General features: G+C 62.0%; 10 protein-coding genes and 1 tRNA gene. 10 read left to right on the top strand and 1 reads right to left on the bottom strand.

The window, feature by feature from the left end:
• Positions 1-301: 301 nt before the first annotated feature.
• The 4 genes from PMX21_RS01805 (at position 302) to PMX21_RS01790 (ending at position 4,821) form a co-directional block, all read left to right on the top strand.
• A complete protein-coding gene (locus tag PMX21_RS01805) occupies positions 302-1,378 on the top strand; it encodes a tetratricopeptide repeat protein (RefSeq protein WP_271757625.1) in 1,077 nt (358 codons plus the stop codon).
• Positions 1,378-2,421: a hypothetical protein gene (locus PMX21_RS01800; RefSeq protein WP_271757622.1), complete on the top strand. Its 1,044-nt coding sequence runs from the start codon at positions 1,378-1,380 to the stop codon at positions 2,419-2,421. Before PMX21_RS01805 ends, PMX21_RS01800 begins: the two co-directional genes overlap by 1 nt.
• Before the next feature lie 45 nt (positions 2,422-2,466).
• Positions 2,467-4,644: a MurT ligase domain-containing protein gene (locus tag PMX21_RS01795; RefSeq protein WP_271757619.1), complete on the top strand. Its 2,178-nt coding sequence runs from the start codon at positions 2,467-2,469 to the stop codon at positions 4,642-4,644.
• 100 nt (positions 4,645-4,744) lie between these two features.
• Positions 4,745-4,821, top strand: a tRNA-Glu gene (locus tag PMX21_RS01790).
• 636 nt (positions 4,822-5,457) lie between these two features.
• Here the strand turns inward: PMX21_RS01790 and PMX21_RS01785 are convergent.
• Complete coding sequence (locus tag PMX21_RS01785; protein ID WP_271757616.1) at positions 5,458-7,545, bottom strand: glutamine synthetase III family protein; 2,088 nt, start codon at positions 7,543-7,545, stop codon at positions 5,458-5,460.
• Between the two features lie 426 nt (positions 7,546-7,971).
• On the opposite strand from PMX21_RS01785, the gene PMX21_RS01780 reads away from it, so the two are divergent.
• The 6 genes from PMX21_RS01780 (at position 7,972) to PMX21_RS01755 (ending at position 15,336) form a co-directional block, all read left to right on the top strand.
• Positions 7,972-8,844: a methylenetetrahydrofolate reductase gene (locus PMX21_RS01780; protein ID WP_271757613.1), complete on the top strand. Its 873-nt coding sequence runs from the start codon at positions 7,972-7,974 to the stop codon at positions 8,842-8,844.
• The gene (locus tag PMX21_RS01775; protein ID WP_271757611.1) at positions 8,844-9,632 is read left to right on the top strand and encodes a hypothetical protein; all 789 of its coding nucleotides are present in this window, start codon (positions 8,844-8,846) and stop codon (positions 9,630-9,632) included. The genes PMX21_RS01780 and PMX21_RS01775 overlap by 1 nt, the downstream gene beginning before the upstream one ends.
• 9 nt (positions 9,633-9,641) lie before the next feature.
• The gene (locus PMX21_RS01770) at positions 9,642-12,200 is read left to right on the top strand and encodes a homocysteine S-methyltransferase family protein (protein WP_271757609.1); all 2,559 of its coding nucleotides are present in this window, start codon (positions 9,642-9,644) and stop codon (positions 12,198-12,200) included.
• A gap of 108 nt (positions 12,201-12,308) precedes the next feature.
• Positions 12,309-13,673 (top strand): PFL family protein, encoded by a 1,365-nt coding sequence (locus PMX21_RS01765; RefSeq protein WP_118205271.1) that lies wholly within the window; start codon positions 12,309-12,311, stop codon positions 13,671-13,673.
• Between the two features lie 479 nt (positions 13,674-14,152).
• The gene (locus tag PMX21_RS01760) at positions 14,153-14,878 is read left to right on the top strand and encodes a methyltransferase domain-containing protein (RefSeq protein ID WP_271757607.1); all 726 of its coding nucleotides are present in this window, start codon (positions 14,153-14,155) and stop codon (positions 14,876-14,878) included.
• Positions 14,879-15,036: 158 nt separating this feature from the next.
• Positions 15,037-15,336: a YhbY family RNA-binding protein gene (locus PMX21_RS01755; RefSeq protein ID WP_006234690.1), complete on the top strand. Its 300-nt coding sequence runs from the start codon at positions 15,037-15,039 to the stop codon at positions 15,334-15,336.
• Positions 15,337-15,343: the final 7 nt, after the last annotated feature.

Raw genomic sequence — 15,343 nt, 5'->3', positions numbered from 1 at the left:
ATCCCTGAAGACCCTTGTGCGGCATTCATACTCCCAAGCTGGGCAAACGTTTTATCAAGGTTGACCACATATCCCGGGCGGGACGGTGCCCCTCCAAAATATGCACCGTTCGCCGCCAAAAATCGACCGTTTGCGGCACCGTGATACCACTCGGTCGTCCAAGGTGCCGACATTTGTGCGACATCCGTCTTCGTGGTGCAAAGGTGCAAGTCCAAGTGCGGCACCCCCGGTGTGCCACATGCGGGTAAACTAGAACCTTATATAGAAACATTTGAACCCTAACCGCAGCAAAGGAGGCCCCATGGCATTCGATCCCATTCAAGAGGATTGCCATCGCCTCGTTCTTGAGGCCTTGCGCCGCGACAATATCCCGCTCGCCGACGGTGCTGCCGTAGAGCGTCTGATGGAACAATTCACCCGCAACCCCGCACCGCTCATCGTGCACGACCGCGACCGCGCCGGGCACCTCATTGCCAAGGTGGTCGAGGCTGTCGACTACCGCATTCCCTTTATCCCTGACGATACCCAGGCAGAGCAGGAAGAAGCCGCAGCCGAGAACATGCTCCGCGAGGCAGCCGCGCTCGATCCGGCCAACTGGGATGCCCAGCGCATGCTGACGGCGCTCACCGCCAGCTCCAACGAGGAATACGTACAGTACTTGGCATCCAAGCGCGATGAAGTCGAGCATGACCTGGCGCTTAAAATCGCCTCGGCGCAGGACCCCTACGAGCGTGAGGCCGCAGGCGACCTCATGCGCCGCCCCTACCTGCGCTGGCTTGCCGCCCTTGCGTCACGCGCCCTCATTAGCGGCCGCTATCGCATGTCGCTCGAAGCCGCAAATCGCAGCTTGGACTTTGCGCCCAACGACCCCGCTGGTGTCCGCCACACCGCAATGCTCGCCATGGCAAAGCTCGAATACCCCGCCGAGGAGCTCAAACGGTTTCGCTCTGCACACTCCGTCCCCTATCTCGCCAACACGCCGCTGCGCCGTCGTCCCAAGGACGCGGAGCGCGACTTGGACCCATGGACGCTCATCGCGCTGATGAGCGCTGCCTGGCGCGAGCTGGACTACGAGGGCGCCGAGCACTATTTGCGCATCCTCGCACGCTCGTGCCCGCACGCGGCCGAGGCACTCTACTTCCAAACCGAGTTTCCCGATGGCGTCTATGCCCGCGTCAACGTGGGTGTGGGCTCCACCGACGAGCTCGTCCTTGCGCTGTCCGAGGCGACGCCGGTACTGCAGGAGGGCCTGGGCGCCCCCGACAACGCCAGCTTTGCCGCCTGGGTCGCCACCAACGATATCGTGCGTTCCCAGATCGACGAGCGCATCCTGCGCGCGGCCGAGCAGGGGCTTCCATTTAAGGGAGGGGACCTCTAATGGATCCGAGCGTCTACATCCCCGCCTACCTGGAGCGCACCTATCTGGCGTCGCACCCCGAGCTCACCGATGCAGCACGCGAGCTTGTCCATAACGACATTAGCGCGAATCCTCAAAAGTATGCGCAGTCCGAGCATGCCCAAGCGCTGCTGTCCTATGCCGGTGTTCATCGCCACCTGCTCGACGAGCTCCATCGCATCGAGGACATGGGCAGCGACGAGGAGTTCGAGCAGACGCGCAATCGTCTGTTCGACGATATGCGCGATGAGCTGCTCAAGATCGCCCGCATCGATGCGCATGTCCTCGACGCACAGCTGCTCGCCATCATCCTGGCCGACACGCCCGTTGACGCCTGCCTGGGTGACCTGATGAAGCTCGAGGCGACCACGGCCGATTACCTGCAGCAAAGCGTGCCCGGGTTCGACATGGAAGCCCCGCACTACTGGGCTAATAATGTTTTGGCCGACGGTGTCACTGCAGCAGACCTTACCGTGAGCGAGCCGGCTCTTATCGGGTGGCTTCATACACTCGAGGCCATCTCGCAGCTATGTATGGCGAGCGCTCGCTACCGTGCTGCCGCCAACTACGCCCGCCGCGTCCTTAAAGCAGAAGGCTATCCCACCCGAGCCGCAGGCACCGTGTTGCTCGCCCTCGCTCGCCTGGAAGACCAGGACGGCTTTTTTGCCCTGGCCCACCAACTCGAGGAAGAGATCGGGGCTGACGCGCTCGAGAACTCTCCTTGGTATCTGCTCGCCCGCACGATTCTGCTGTTCAAAACGAACAAGATGCGCCCGGCGACACGCGCGCTGCGCGAGTTTGCCAACCGCTGCGAGGGCGGCGCGTTCTTTTTGCTGAACCCCATGTATCAGACGCCGTACCTTCCCTGCCGGCCCGAACCGCACGACCCCTGGGACCTTTCGCATCAGGCAGTTTGGGAAGCCGACGGCATCATCTCGGATACTCCCGACTTTGCCCCCTGGGCCAACGCTTGCGAAGACGTATCGCAACTTGCCCAGGAATTTGCGCGCCGTTATGGCTTTTAACGACACAATCGCCACGACCATGTCATTCACGTTAGGAACGACTTCATGAACTTCCGCTCATCTCTCGCCTGCACCTCGAGCGATATCGCCCGCTGGGGGCTGCGCTCCGTCCTTAAGCGCCAGGGCGGCGTACTCCCCGGCCGCATCGCCATGAAGATCAACCCCGAGCTGCTACGCGACCTCGCGGGTCTTGTCGACCGCAGCGTGGTAATCACCGGCACCAACGGCAAGACCACCACCTCCAACCTCATCGCCGACGCCGTTGCCGCCAGCGGCGCCACCGTGGTATGCAACCGTGCCGGAAACAACATGGAGCCGGGCGTGGTGGGCGCGTTGCTCGAGGCCCGCAGCGGCCTTAGGCACACTGACAGCGGCAAGCGCGTGGGCGTTTTTGAATGCGATGAGCTCTACACCGTGCGCGTCCTGCCCAAGCTCAAGCCGACGTACTTCGTGCTGCTCAACCTGTTCCGCGACCAGCTGGATCGCTATGGCGAGATCGATCACACCCAGGAGGTCATCGCCCACGCGTTGGAACTATCGCCGGCAACGACGCTCATCTACAACGCAGACGACCCGCTGTGTGCCGCGATCGCCGCACGCGTTCCCAATGCAAGCATCGCCTTTGGCATCGACGGCGCCACCAACACCGAGTCCGACCGTATTAGCGACTCGCGCTTTTGCTCGCAGTGCAACGCCCCGTTGGAGTACGACTATGTGCAGTATGGTCAACTCGGCGCCTACCATTGCCCCTCGTGCGGTTGGGCACGCCCCGCACTGGTCCGCCGTGTGACGGGCGTGGAGCTCGGCTGCGACGGCTACGGCTTCGACCTGGTCTTTGGATCTGCGTCCGACGCGGCTGCCGTACACATCGCCACACGCTACAACGGCCTGTACATGGTCTACAACGTTGCCGCTGCATTCTTTGCCGCACATGAGTTAGGCGTGGATACGGCGCACCTGCAGCCCACGCTCGACGCCTACGTCCCCGCCGGCGGACGCATGGGCCGCTGGGATATCGCCGGCCGCACCATCGAGGCCAACCTGGCTAAGAATCCCGTAGGCTTCGATCGACAAATCCAGTCCATCAAGACGGCAGGCGGCAGACTCTGCGCTTTCTTCCTCAACGACAACGACGCCGACGGCCACGATGTATCGTGGATCTACGACGTCGACTTTGAGCGCATCGCCGACACGCCGGGTCTTGTCGCCTTTGCCGGAGGCACGCGCGCGCACGACATGCAGGTGCGCCTCAAGTACGCCGGCATCGATGCCGCGATTATCTCGGACGTCGCGCAGGCAATTGGCGCCGTGGCAGACGAGGCCGCCAATGACACCTTCTACGCCGTCGCCAATTACACGGCCTTCCCGCCGCTGGTCAAGGAGCTCGACGGGCTGAAAGGCGCCACCGCCGACGCTGTTGCTGCCCGCGCCGTAGCCCGTGCCGACGGCAGCGCTCTTCCTGTCAGCATCGCGCCAGTCGAGCTTTCGCGCCCGCTGCGCATCGTCTACCTGTATCCCGATGCCCTTAACCTCTACGGCGACGGCGGCAATGTTATCGCGCTCGAGCGCCGCTGCGCTTGGCGCGGCATTCCCGTGCGCGTGGACGAGGTCCGTATGGGCGAAACGCTTGATTTGACCGATGCCGATATCGTCATGATGGGCGGTGGCTCCGACCGCGACCAGCTGGCGGTCGCACATGAACTGCTCGCTCAAAAAGACAAGGTCGCATCCTATGTTGAGGATGGCGGTTCGTTGCTCGCCATCTGCGGCAGCTATCAGCTGCTCGGCCGTTCGTACTATATGGGTGAGAATCGCATTGAGGGTCTGGGGGTCATTGCCGCCGAAACCGTACGCGGCTCCGACCGCCTGATCGGCAACGTAGCCGTCAAAACCGATCTGGCACCCGAGCCCTTTGTGGGATTTGAGAACCACGGCGGCCGCACCCTGCTCGATGCAGAGGCCACGCCACTCGGAACGTCCGTCGTCACGGGCACCGGCAACAACGGCGACGATGGCCTTGAGGGTCTGATCTACAAGGGCGTCATCGGCACGTACCTGCATGGCCCGGCGCTGCCCAAGAACCCCGAGCTCGCCGACTGGCTGATCGCCCATGCCCTCGAGCACCGTGGCGATGCACAGGCCGTCGCCCTGCTGCCGCTCAAGCCCCTCGACGACACCTACGAGCACGCCGCCCACGACGCCGCCATGAAGCTCCTCCCCTAGCACCTCACCACCACAAAGGGGACAGGCACCTTTGTGGTGGTTTTTCAGTTTGCCAACGATATGTGAACGGCTAAAAAAGTCTGCTATACTCTTTCCCGCTGTCCCCATCGTCTAGCGGCCAAGGACGCCACCCTTTCAAGGTGGATATCGCGGGTTCGAATCCCGCTGGGGGCACCATTTGAATTGAAGAGCCCGTTACCCTCGCGGTAGCGGGCTTTTTGCTACCGATATGCCGGGATTCGAACCCGACAGGGTGCGGAGCTGAGGAAACGCGCAAGCGTTTTCCAGCGCAGCACGCAAGGAGCGGAGCGACGCAGCGGAAGCGGGCGGCGCCAGCCGCACGCGGACATCCCGCTGGGGGCACCATTTGAAACTAGAAGCCCGTTACCCCCGCGGTGACGGGCTTTTTGCTACCGATATGCCGGGATTCGAACCCGACAGGGTGCGGACCCCGGCATCATCGCAAAGCCAGCGGGCAAAAAATAGCAAATATGAGTACTGTTACCATTTTAGTAACAGCGATTTCATGCCATCAGAAGGCGATTTAGACGCCAGGGGTCCTACGGCGGAAGAATTGCAAGCGTTTATCAGCTAAGTACTTGGACATATGTTGTGTAACACTGCATATTTTGCAAATAAATAATGTTACAGGACTTGTGACAGTACTCATATTTGACGTTTTTTGCCCATAGCCCTTTATACCTAGGCACATCGGCGGCAAAACGGGCTTCAAAGCGTCCTTCGCAAACAAAAAGCCGGGGCCCGCGCGATGCGGACCCCGGCTCAATACCGTGACGATATGTCAGTTACGTTCTACACATAGAACAGAATGTCGTCGTAGGTCGGAACCGGCCAGTAGTCGGCGGCCACGATCTCCTCCATGGCATCCACGGCGGCGCGCAGCGTATCCATAGCGGGAACGACCTCGTGTGCATACACATTGGCCTGCTCCTGGCCATCGAGGGCCTCGGCCTTCTGATGCACGGCGTCGAGCGCCTTAATGGAGTCGTTGATGGCAGTGATACCGTTGCAGAGCTTGTTGAGCGTATTCTGCTCGCACTGCATGGCGGCCTCGGCGCCGGCGGCGCGAATAGTCTCAAGGCCCTTAGCGACCTTGGTGGCATAGGCGGTAATGGCCGGGCGATAGGTACGACGCGCCTCGCGAACCATCGTGGTAGCCTCGATGTTCATGAGCTTGTTGTACTTCTCGAGCTTGCAGTCGTAGCGGCACTGAGCCTCGGCCTTGGTCAGGACACCCGTCTCCTCGAAGAGCGCGATAGCCTTATCGGAAACAAAGGCGGGCAGGGCATCGGCCGTGGTCTTGTTGTTGGCAAGGCCGCGCTTCTCGGCCTCAATGGGCCACTCGTCGGAGTAGCCGTCGCCGGAGAACAGGATGCGCTGGTGATCGGTCAACACCTTCTTGCAGTACTCGAGCGCGGCATCCTGGAACTCATCCTCGGGCGTACCCTCAAGCGCGTCGGCGAAGGACTTGAGCGACTTGGCCACGGCGGCATCGAGCACCAGGTTGGAGTCGGAGACGTTCTGCTCGGAGCCGCAGGCACGGAACTCGAACTTGTTGCCGGTAAAGGCGAACGGGGAGGTGCGGTTGCGGTCGGTGTTGTCCTGCATCAGCTTGGGCAGGGTATCGGCGCCCAGGTCGAGCACGCCGCGCGTGGCATGGACGGAAGCCTTGCCATCGATGATCTTCTCGACGACCTCGGTAAGCTGGTCGCCCAGGAAGATGGACATAATCGCCGGAGGAGCCTCGTTGGCACCCAGACGATGGTCGTTGCCGGCCGAGGCAACGGAGGCACGCAGGAGCTCCTGATAGTTATCGACGGCCTCGATCACCGCGGTGAGGAAGACGATGAACTGCAGGTTGTCGAGCGGGGTGTCGCCCGGATCGAGCAGATTCTCGGACTCGGTGCCAAGCGACCAGTTGTTGTGCTTGCCCGAACCGTTGATGCCCTCGAAGGGCTTCTCGTGCAGCAGGCAGACCAAGTCGTGGCGGGAGGCGATGAGCTTCATCTTCTCCATCATGACCAGATTCTGGTCGATGGCCTCGTTGACCTCGCCATAGACCGGTGCGAGCTCATGCTGGCAGGGAGCAACCTCGTTGTGCTTGGTCTTGGCGGGAATGCCGAGCGCCCACAGCTCATCGTCCAGGTCCTTCATGTAGGCCGAGACGGTGGGGCGGATAGCGCCAAAGTAGTGCTCCTCGAGCTCCTGGCCCTTGCAGGGAGCGGCGCCAAAGAGGGTGCGGCCGGTAATGACCAGGTCCTTGCGCTTGCGGTAGGCGTCCTTCTTGATCAGGAAGTACTCCTGCTCGTCGCCCACGGAAGGAACGACCTTCTTGGGGGTCTTACCGAACAGCGCCAAAACGCGCTTAGACTCACGCGAGAGCGCGGTCATGGAACGCAGCAGCGGGGTCTTCTTGTCCAGGGCCTCGCCCGTGTAGGAGCAGAAAGCCGTGGGGATGCACAGGACATCGTCCTTGATAAAGGCGGGGCTAGTGGGGTCCCAAGCGGTGTAGCCACGGGCCTCGAAGGTGGCGCGCAGGCCGCCGTTGGGGAAGCTCGAAGCGTCCGGCTCGCCCTGGATGAGGTTCTTGCCCGTAAACTTGGTAATGGCGGTGCCGTCGTGGTTGGGCTCCAAGAAGCTGTCGTGCTTCTCGGAAGTAATGCCCGAAAGCGGCTGGAACCAGTGCGCGTAGTGCGTCGCGCCCTTGGAGATGGCCCAGACCTTCATGGCATGGGCAACGGCGTTGGCCACATCCAGGTCGAGCGGCTCACCGCCCTCGAGGGTTGCAGCAAGGCGCTTCCAAATGTCCTTGGGGAGGTAGTCCTTCATGACTTCCTCAGAGAACACCATGGTCCCGAAGCGGTCAGTAAGATCGGCCATACGGAACTCCCTTCGTATCGGCACCGCGTGAGAAGCGGTGTTGATTACTAACGAACGAGTCATAGCTTAGACTCGCCGTGTTTCCGCGACATTACCGTTATGTTGCTGTCGCGAAACCAATCAATGAGGTTACCCTATCGAGGCGGCGTTGCCACCCTCAACAGCCAATCAACTGTATAAATAGCAGACCTCTCCCCATGGTTTAAGGGTAGTCAATTTGGGATGGAGCTCTATTAACTGGTATTTTGCATCAGATACCAGTCTTTATAGTCCGTGCCCAGATTAGCCGCTCTGTTATAGATAAAGCCGATAGCAAGGCATCTTTGATTGGTATCCTCAAATAGCGAGTGAAACTCCACCGTGACACAGTGGTGCTGTAGAATCCTTACAACACATCACACTATTACGTATCTAGAGGAGCACGATATGCGCGTCAACGAGGTTTTTAAGCAGGCAGCATCCCAGGGCACCGCACCCGTTTCGTTTGAGATGTTCCCGCCCAAGGGCGAGCTTACCCTCGACACGGCTCGCGAAGTGGCAGGCAATCTGTGCAAGCTTTCGCCGAGCTTTGTCTCGGTCACCTGCTCGGCTGGCGGCTCGGGCAACGGCGCCACCACCGCCCCCATCGCGCATATGATTACGAGCGAATTCGATACACCCTCGGTGGCACACCTTACCTGCGTGGGCCGCTCGCACGCCGATATCGCCGCCAAGATCGACGAGTATCGCACCGCCGGCGTGGAAAACATCCTGGCCCTGCGTGGCGATCTCCCTGCCGGCGCGACCGAGGACGACAAGCCCGCCTCGGACTACGCCTACGCCCGCGACCTCATCCCCGAGCTCGTCGACGCCGGCTTTTGCGTGGGCGCCGCAGCCTACCCCGAGGGCCACATTGCCTGTGAGGATCTCAACCTCTCGGTCGAACACCTCAAGCAAAAACAGGACGCTGGCGCGAGCTTCTTTGTGACGCAGCTCTTCTTTGATAACGAGTGCTTCTACCGTTTTCGCGAGCTTGCCGACAAGGCCGGCATCACCGTGCCCATTACCGCGGGCATCATGCCGTTTATGGGCAAGTCACAGATCAGCCGCATGGTCTTTATGTGCGGCGCGTCGCTGCCCTCCCCCGTCATCAAGATTCTCGCCAAGTACGAGAATGACCCCGAGAGCCTGCAGGCAGCTGGTGTAGATTATGCAGCCCGCCAGCTTTGCGACCTCAAGGAGCACGGCGCCGACGGCCTGCACCTGTACACTATGAACCGTCCTGTGATCGCCGCGACCATTATGGAGCGCCTGGGGTAATGGAAAAACCGCACATCGATACAACCGCTGTCGAAGTGCCGGCCGACCTTGCGTCGCCGGCGCTTTACCGTATCGATGCCGCGCACCGTCCCCGTGTCGACCGTGCCGAGATGCTGCGGTATCTGGGTTACGGCGGCCAGCAGATTGAGCCCGAACTATCACGACGTATTGAGCTTGTCGTTGAACGTCTGGAACTGGACATTGAGCCCCGTGGCGTGCGACGCGTGTTTGCCGTCGATGCCACGGGCGTTGACGAGCAGGGCGAGCCCAGCATCCGTCTGGTTGGCACCAACGTTGAGCTGCGAGGTCGCGATATCTATCGACATCTCAAAGATGCCCGCTTTGCCGCGCTCATGGCATGCACCCTCGGCATGGACGCCGAGCGTCGCCTGCGCACCACGGGAGCCCAACATCCCCTGGAGGGCGCCGTGCTCGACGCCGCGTGCTCCGCTTACGTGGAAGCCGCCGTTGAGCAAATGGACCAGCAGGTCAAGACGGACGCCGCCGTTCATGGGCTCGCCGGCAACTGGCGCTTTAGTCCCGGCTATGGCGACTGCCCGCTCTCGGCCCAGCGCTCGATCGTCAATGCGCTCAACGCCACGCGGCTCATCGGCCTGACCGTCACCCCCACCAGCCTACTCATGCCCACCAAAAGCGTGACCGCGGTGATCGGTCTGTTTGACGGCGAGGTCCACGACGCCCAGAGCCGCCCCACCTGCAATATCTGCCGCATGCGCGAACACTGCCGCTTCCGCGCCGCCCACACCACCTGCTATTCCAGCCATTAGGAGCCCCCGATGTTTACTCCGCTTATCACTCATGATTCTGACGGCACTGCATTGGCGGCACCCGTTGATGCCGCACGTCGCAACGGTGCCACGTACAAGACGCGCACGATCGACGATCTGCGCATTAAGGACGATCGCCTGCGCGCCGCCATCGAGGGCACGGGGCACCTGCTGTTCGACGGCGGCATGGGCACCATGTTGCAGGCCGCTGGCATGAAGGCGGGCGCCCTGCCCGAGCTGCTCAACTTTGAGGAACCCCAGGTTATCACCGATATCCAACGTCAATATGTCGAGGCCGGCTGCGACGTGATTACCGCCAACACCTTTGGCGCCAACGCCCACAAGCTCGACGGTGCCGCCACCGTGGCAGACGTCTTTGCCGCGGCCGTCGCCTGTGCCCGCGAGACCGGCGCCCGCTACGTCGCCGGTGACATCGGCCCCATCGGCGCGCTGCTTCGCCCCCTGGGCACCCTCAGCTTCGACGAGGCCTATGACCTCTTTACCGAGGAAGTGCGCGCAGGCGTCGCCGCGGGTGTGGACCTCTTTATTATCGAGACTATGACCGACCTGGCCGAGATCAAGGCGGCCGTCCTCGCCTGCCGCGAGAACTCCGACCTGCCCGTCTTTGCCACCATGACCTTCGAGGAAGACGGTCGCACATTCCTGGGTACGAGTCCCGAGGTTGCCGCCATCACGCTCGACGCCATCGGCGCCGACGTTTTGGGCATCAACTGCAGCCAAGGACCGGCCGAGCTCCGAGGACTCGCCGCGCGTATGCTCACCGTTACCGACAAGCCTGTTATGGTGCAGGCCAACGCAGGACTGCCCCACGTGGACGACGACGGCAATACCGTCTTTGATATCCAGGCCCCCGAATACGCCGAAGCCGTCGCCGGCATGATCGCCGACGGCGTGAGCGTCGTGGGCGGCTGCTGCGGCACCACGCCGGCGCACATGGCGGCCTTGCGCACGCTTATCGATAACCACACGCCCAGCCCGCGCCGCCGCAAGCCCAGCATGTCGGTCACGAGCGCTCAAACGGTCGTGGACCTTCCCTGCGACGGCCACAAGATCGCCGTCATCGGCGAGCGCATCAACCCCACCGGCAAAAAGCGCCTGCAGCAGGCCCTGCGCGACGGCGACCTGGACTACGTCGTGAGCCAGGGCATCAGCCAGCAGGAACAGGGCGCCGACATCCTGGACGTCAACGTGGGCCTGCCCGAGATCGACGAGGTCAAGATCATCCAACAGACGACCGAACAGCTCCAGGGCTCCACGCTGCTGCCGCTGCAGATCGACTCCACCGACCCCGCAGCCGTCGAGGCCGCCGTGCGCCGCTACGCCGGCAAGCCCATCATCAACTCGGTCAACGGCAAGCAGCAGATCATGGATGAGATCTTTCCGCTGGTCGCCCACTACGGCACCAACGTTGTCGGCCTTACGCTCGACGAAGGCGGCATCCCCGATACCGCCGAGGCTCGCTTCGCCATCGCCGAGCGCATCGTGGCCGAGGCTACCCGCTACGGCATCGGACCGGACCGCATCCTCATCGACTGCCTGGTCATGACCGCCTCGACCAATCAACGCCAGGCCGAGCAGATCCTACGCGCCATGTCCCTGTGCAAGGAGCGTCTGGGCGTCAAATGCGCGCTCGGCGTGTCAAACATCAGCTTTGGCCTGCCTGCCCGCCCGCTGCTGGGCTCGGTCTTTTTGGCTGCCGCCTTCGGCGCGGGCCTGGACGCCCCCATCATGAACCCGGGTTCCAAGCGCTTTATGGATACTGTCTACAGCTATCGCGTCCTGAGCGTTGAGGACGAGGGCTCGACCGGATACATCGAGCGCTACGCCGGCTGGACCGATCCGTATAAGATCGCCGCAAACCCGGCAGCGGCTCAGGCCGCATCGAGTGATGCCGTGCCCGCTGCTGGCACCGCCGGCACCGACGGCAACGACGGCCCGATTCGTCGCATGGTCGTCTCGGGCCGTAAGGGCGAGATCGCGACCGAGACTGAGCGCCTGCTGGCCGACCACGACGCTATGGATCTTATCAACAACCACTTTATCCCCGCCCTCGACGAGGTGGGCGTCCTCTTTGACCAGGGCAAGTTCTTCCTGCCGCAGCTCATGGCCTCGGCCGAGGCCGCGCGCGTGGGCTTCGACACCATCAAGCGCCTGATGCCCGCCGGCGAGATCGCCGACAAGGGCAAGATCTGCGTGGCCACCGTCAAGGGCGACATCCACGATATTGGCAAGAACATCGTCAAAATGCTGCTCGATAACTACGGCTACACCGTCTTTGACCTGGGCCGCGACGTCGACCCGCAAGAGGTGCTCAAGACCGTGCAGGAGCGTGACATTAAGCTCGTCGGCCTCTCGGCGCTTATGACTACCACGGTCGTCGCCATGGAAGAAACCATCAAGCTGCTTCATGCCGAAGTACCGGGCGTCAAGGTCATCGTAGGCGGCGCCGTGCTCACCCCCGAATACGCCAAGCAGATCGGCGCGGACTACTACGCCAAGGACGCCGCCGAAAGCGCTCGTATCGCCGAAGAGGTCTTTGGGCAGTAACACAACGGAAACAACCGAGCACCAAAACGTGCCGCATGCGCCACTTGGCACGTGCGGCACGTTAAAATAGATAAGACTATGCTCGTTTTGGCAGATAGGAGCGCAAGGATGGCGATCACGCCCGCAGAAATCGCGGAAACCCGCGGCATGGTTGAGGAGCAGAACCTCGACATCAGGACCATCACCATGGGTGTTTCGCTCATGGGTTGCGGCGACGAGAACCTCGACCGCATGTGCACGAAGATCTACGACCACGTGACGCACACGGCTGAGCACCTGGTCGAGACCGCCGAGAACCTCGAGCGCGAGTACGGTATCCCCATCGTCAACAAGCGCGTTTCCGTCACCCCGGTGGCGCAGATCGCCGCGTGCTGCAAGGATGAGGACCTCACCCCTATCGCGCATGCCCTCGACCGCGCGGCAGAGACGCTCGGTATCGATTACCTGGGCGGCTTCTCCGCACTCGTCCAGAAGGGCATCGGCGACGCCGACCGCCGCGTCATCCAGTCCATCCCCCAGGCGCTCGCCACCACGAGCCGCGTCTGCTCCAGCGTCAACGTCGCCAGCCTGCGCGCCGGCATCAACATGGATGCCGTGCTCATGGCGGCTCAGACCATCATCGATGCCGCCAAGCTTACGGCAGATGAGGATTCCGTTGGCGCCTCCAAGTTTGTCTGCTTTGCCAACATGGTCGAGGACTCCCCGTTTATGGCGGGCGCCGTCCACGGCGGTGGCGAGGCCGACGCCGTCATCAACGTAGGCGTCTCGGGCCCCGGCGTTATGGCCGCAGCCCTGGAGACGCTGCCCGATTCCGCATCGATGATGGAAGTCGCCGAGAAGATCAAGCAGACCGCCTTTAAGATCACCCGTGCCGGCGAGCTCATGAGCCGCGAGGCCGCCCATCGCCTGGGTGTCGAGAAGGGCATTGTCGACCTGTCGCTGGCTCCCACGCCCGCCATCGGCGACTCCGTCGCACGCATCCTCGAGATCATCGGTGTTGGCACCTGCGGTGGCCCGGGCACGACCTGCGCGCTCGCCATGCTCAACGATGCCGTCAAGAAGGGCGGCGTCATGGCCAGCTCCAGCGTGGGCGGTCTCTCCGGCGCCTTTATCCCCGTGTCCGAGGATGCCGGCATGATCGCCGCCGTCGAGGCCGGTGCGCTTTCGCTCGAGAAGCTCGAGGCTATGACCTGCGTGTGCTCCGTTGGCCTGGACATGATCGCCATCCCCGGCGACACCCCGGTCGAGACCATCGCCGGCATCATCGCCGACGAGATGGCCATCGGCGTCATCAACAACAAGACCACGGCCGTCCGCGTGATTCCTGCCATCGGCAAGGGCGTGGGCGACTGCGTCGAGTACGGTGGCTTGTTCGGCCGTGCGCCCATCATGCCGGTGAACCCCAACGCCGGCACCGTGCTTGCCCACCGCGGTGGACGCTTCCCGGCGCCGTTGAACTCGCTCAAGAACTAGCTGAGGGGACTGGCGAGGAGCCCCGGGGAGGGCAAATATATAAGGTCGCCTGCTCGGACAGTCCTGACTCGCACGGAGAGCACATTAAGTGCTCTCCGGCTCGTGCGGAACTCGCGATCGACCTTATATATTTGCCCTCCCCGGGGCTCCCGCACAACGGGACCTCAGTTGGGTTCTATCCCGGTTGCAGTCGCTTCGCTCCTGCACCACTTGGCTGGTGCGGCGGTTTGGCGTTGGAACGGTTCTTTTTCTGATATATGCTTGTTGCGGCTCTTCTTTTGGGAGGAGTCGCTTTTTTGTTGCTAGGAGGTTGGCCCGTGGTTGATGGGGAGAATCGTTCTGAGCTGCTTGCTGCGGATTGGAATGGCGAATGGATGCGTCTGCAAGCTGATCGGCGGCGGGCTGATGATTCTTTTGAGTGGGATAAGCGGGCTCGGCATTTTCGGCCGCTTGAGACTGCCCCTTATGCTCGGGATTTTATGAAGCTGTTGGCGCTTGAGCCAGACGAGTCGGTGCTTGATATGGGGTGTGGGGCTGGGTCGATTGCTATTCCGCTTGCTCAGGCTGGGCATTCCGTGATTGCTGCCGACTTCTCTCCTGCCATGTTGGGCACGCTTGATGCCGGCATTGAGTATTACGGGCTCGAAGATCTTATTACGCCGCTTGAGCTTGCTTGGGATGATGATTGGGATTTGGTTGGACCGGTCGCGAAAGCGGTGGATGTTGCCTTTGCCAGTCGCTCTGTCACCACGACCAACCTAAAAGGCGCGCTTGCCAAGCTCGACCGCACGGCTCGCCGGCGTTGTGCTGTCACGATGGTCGCCAACTCCAGCCCGCGCTACGACCTGCACGTGATGAACGCCATCGGCGCCTCGGTTACCTGCAGTAATGGCTTTGTGTACGCCTTCAACATCCTCATTCAGATGGGTGCGTTGCCGCAGGTTACGTACTTTGAATCGCCTCGTCGCGACACCTTCGATAGCCTTGAGGCAGGTGTGGCAGACTTCTCCCGTATGCTTGAGCATGGCAACGAGGATAAGGTCGACCGTCTGCGCGACTACATCGCCCAGCACATGATCGAGAATCCCCATGCCGGTGAGCCGGGCTCCAAGGGCGTGCCGCAGGGGCGCTATATGCTCGATCATGTCCGCAAGGTTCGTTGGGCGTTTATTGCATGGGAGCCGGTCTCTGCGCCCAGCTCATAGCCTGTTCGCAGCCCGCACCGCCCACTCACTCGGCATCCGCATTCTTTTTGAACTGGGCAAACGCGCTCCACACCGCACCGTTCCTGCGCTATCGTGGGACAGCTCACGTAAATTAAGGCCCCGTCGTGGGGCGCCCCATACATAGAAAGCGAGAACCCATGGCACTGACAGGAGCACAGGTCAAGCAGCTTCGCAGCATGGCCCATCACCTCAACCCCGCCATCATCATCGGTAAGTCCGATGTCAACGAGGGCACCGTCGAGCAGACGGTCGCCTACCTGGAGAAGCACGAGCTCGTTAAGTGCTCCGTGCTCGATGGCTCCAGCCTTTCCGCCCGCGAGGCCGCCGAGGAGCTCGCCGAGCGTTGCCACGCCGAGGTCGTCCAGGTCATCGGCCGCAAGTTCTCACTGTATCGCGAGTCCTCGCGCAAGGACATCGAGAAGATCAAGCTCGTCTAAGAGCCAA

The organism is Collinsella aerofaciens (genome assembly GCF_028209885.1).
In the GTDB taxonomy this organism is placed as follows: domain Bacteria; phylum Actinomycetota; class Coriobacteriia; order Coriobacteriales; family Coriobacteriaceae; genus Collinsella; species Collinsella aerofaciens_BA.
Note: the sequence above shows the minus strand (reverse complement) of the source record. Positions and strands in the feature narration are given on the sequence as shown.

Excerpts from the sequence above, each read along its gene's own strand:
- PMX21_RS01775 (WP_271757611.1), top strand. The coding sequence starts at position 8,844 with ATGGAAAAACCGCACATCGATACAACCGCTGTCGAAGTGCCGGCCGAC.
- PMX21_RS01760 (WP_271757607.1), top strand. The coding sequence starts at position 14,153 with ATGAAGCTGTTGGCGCTTGAGCCAGACGAGTCGGTGCTTGATATGGGG.
- PMX21_RS01765 (WP_118205271.1), top strand. The coding sequence starts at position 12,309 with ATGGCGATCACGCCCGCAGAAATCGCGGAAACCCGCGGCATGGTTGAG.
- PMX21_RS01805 (WP_271757625.1), top strand. The coding sequence starts at position 302 with ATGGCATTCGATCCCATTCAAGAGGATTGCCATCGCCTCGTTCTTGAG.
- PMX21_RS01755 (WP_006234690.1), top strand. The coding sequence starts at position 15,037 with ATGGCACTGACAGGAGCACAGGTCAAGCAGCTTCGCAGCATGGCCCAT.
- PMX21_RS01770 (WP_271757609.1), top strand. The coding sequence starts at position 9,642 with ATGTTTACTCCGCTTATCACTCATGATTCTGACGGCACTGCATTGGCG.
- PMX21_RS01795 (WP_271757619.1), top strand. The coding sequence starts at position 2,467 with ATGAACTTCCGCTCATCTCTCGCCTGCACCTCGAGCGATATCGCCCGC.
- PMX21_RS01800 (WP_271757622.1), top strand. The coding sequence starts at position 1,378 with ATGGATCCGAGCGTCTACATCCCCGCCTACCTGGAGCGCACCTATCTG.
- PMX21_RS01780 (WP_271757613.1), top strand. The coding sequence starts at position 7,972 with ATGCGCGTCAACGAGGTTTTTAAGCAGGCAGCATCCCAGGGCACCGCA.
- PMX21_RS01785 (WP_271757616.1), bottom strand. The coding sequence starts at position 7,545 with ATGGCCGATCTTACTGACCGCTTCGGGACCATGGTGTTCTCTGAGGAA.